The organism is Oceanispirochaeta sp. M1 (genome assembly GCF_003346715.1).
GTDB lineage: Bacteria > Spirochaetota > Spirochaetia > DSM-2461 > DSM-2461 > Oceanispirochaeta.
The window spans coordinates 1-2,642 of record NZ_QQPQ01000104.1; the positions used below are offsets into that span (position 1 = coordinate 1).

Annotated in this window: 1 protein-coding gene and 1 pseudogene; both read left to right on the top strand. The window is 36.3% G+C overall.

Features of this window, described 5'->3' with window-relative positions; translation table 11 throughout:
• Positions 1 to 132 precede the first annotated feature (132 nt).
• A pseudogene (locus DV872_RS25885) lies at positions 133 to 1,098 on the top strand (IS66 family transposase); the annotation flags it as partial.
• 289 nt (positions 1,099 to 1,387) lie between these two features.
• Positions 1,388 to 2,227, top strand: a complete 840-nt coding sequence (locus tag DV872_RS25890) for a YbhB/YbcL family Raf kinase inhibitor-like protein (RefSeq protein ID WP_114632870.1) — start codon at positions 1,388 to 1,390, stop codon at positions 2,225 to 2,227.
• Positions 2,228 to 2,642: the final 415 nt, after the last annotated feature.

The following is a 2,642-nucleotide window of genomic DNA, read 5'->3' on the forward strand; positions in this document are numbered from 1 at the left end:
TAGGCGGTCATACAGCAGTTTAACCAGCTGATATTATGTTAAGAAAAAGAGATAGTATTAAAACCGCAATTTCTTAGTTTTGAAGAGTAATTTAAATCTGAGAGGTAGTTTTTCTACAGTCTCGTTAGTAAATTCGGAGATTCACTACCATTCTACCGGATGGAGAGAATCTTCAAGCGAATCGGACTGGAAATCAGTCGTACGAATATGGCGAACTGGTCCATCAAAGCAGCCAGAGCCTGCGAACCTCTGATTGAATTAATGAGGAGGCAGACAAGAGAAGGTCCTCTGATAAACATGGATGAAACGACTGTTCAAGTTTTGAAAGAGCCGGGACGGAAACCGGTAAACAAATCCTATATGTGGATTACAGTCGGCTCAAATGAAGGTCGTAAAATAGTCTTATTCAATTACTCTCAAACAAGAAAGGACGAGGTCGCATTATCTCTACTGGATGGCTTTTCCGGTATTCTTCAAACTGATGGATATGCCGGTTACAACAAGGCTACCAGAGAATATGGTCTTTATCATGTTGGTTGCCTTGCCCATGCGAGAAGGAAATTCTTTGAAGCTGCCAAAGCGACCAAAAGCGGAGGAAAGGCAAATAAGGCTCTGAAATTAATTCAGAAAATCTACAGCTTGGAAAAAGAACTTCGCAGCTCTAATTTAGATGATCCTCTATTTGTAAATAGACGTCGGGAACAGGTTCTTCCCATCTGGCAGGAATTTCATAAATGGCTAAAAGAAATGAAGGCTTCAATTCCTCCCAAAACAAAACTCGGAGAAGCTGTTTCATATACTCTCAATGAATATCAAAAGCTTGTTAGATATTTAAAATATGCAGAAACCACACCGGATAACAATGTTGCAGAAAATGCTATTCGTCCTTTTGTTATTGGTCGTAAGAACTGGCTTTTCTGTGATACTCCGGGTGGAGCTCATGCTAGTGCTATCATTTATAGTTTATGTGAAACAGCCAAAGCCAATAATGTAGAACCTCAAGAGTATCTTTATCAGCTATTTGAGAAGCTACCGACAATTGATTCCAGTGATCTGAAAGCATTGGGAAATCTTCTTCCCTGGAATATCAATTTCTGATTACAATGCGCTGTTATTAGCGCTTACAGATGTTTGAATCGCCCTGAATTTGCCGAAGACTAAAATCTGTGACAAGATTAAGGTATGGCAAAGATGAAAAAGTATTCAAAAGAAGTTCAAGAGAGAACAGTGAAACTTGTTTTTGAGCATGAAAATTAATATCACTATTTCTCTAATTTATTAAAGCATTACATTCAATATTTAGTTACATCTATGTCTACTTTTTGTAGGGCAAATCAACAAAAAATAGAATACACCTAATATTTTATATTTAGTTAAGGAAACTTACATGAGCTATGAAAAAAGAATAACCACGTTACTAATTTTTATGAATATGACTCTTGCCTTATTTTCAGAAACAAAATCAGTTGAAAATATTCTAGAGGAATATAATTCTGAAGAAATAACTAGAAATGAAGCTATAGAGATTATGGAAACTCTAAAAGAAGCGGGATATAAACCAGGGCCTATACTTGATCAACTCATAGATGACCAGGGATTTGACTCTTTTAAATTAAAAGAATTATCTCCACCACCTGGAAATATAAATGAAGATAAATTGTTATCAAAAGAGAAAGGAGATAGGAAACATAATTCAGGGAAAATATACCCTACTTTAGAATTTAAATTTGAAAATACAGATTTTTCATTAACAAGTTCTGCTGTAATAGATGGAGAGTTACAAGAAGAGTTTAAGGGCGAAGAAAAGATAAACGGCATTGAAAAATCAATACCACTTAAATGGGATAATGTTCCGGAAGGAACTACTAGTCTTGCTGTAATTATGTATCACTATCCAAGAGTTGATGATAAAAGCAGTGTAAATACATATCTTTTATTATGGAATATCAAACCATCGGTCACTGAAATAAAACATGGCGAAGCTGATGATGGTGAATGGTGTATGGGATCTAATAAAGATGGAAATACAATTTCCTATACTTCCCCGAATAGTCCTTCTGCCGGAGAACATGTCTATCAGATATCAATATTTGCTTTGAGTCAGCCACTAAAAAATCTACCAGAAGAAAGTTCTCTAGAAGTTGACTTTGATCTCTTTATGAGTGCTATTGAAAGCAATGAAGTCGTTGGTAAAGCAGACCTTATATTTAAGGATATCAATCATTAAAAAGAACATATCTATATTGACGATGCAACAAACTGCCATTCCCCCGAGTTAATTCTCAACTTTCATTTCCATCGTTATGTTTTTGATATCTTTGATAACTGATTTACTCCACAGTGTTTGTGCTTAATGTCCAGAAGTTCTTAATTAATGTCCGACACCATAATTTATAGGGTTTCATACCCAAATTAAAGCCTGAAAGACTCTTACAGTTAAAGAAACTATCAACCATCAGGACAATCGAGTAGGAGGAGGGCTCACGCCCTCCGTCCTCTCACACCACCGGGCATACGGTTCCGTACCACGGCGGTTCGTAGACCGTTACGATACAACAACAAATTGTCAACAAACGAATACAAACCAATCGCATCAAAATGCTTCTTGGGAAAAGCAAAATTCATGTGGGTTTTCCCGGAAT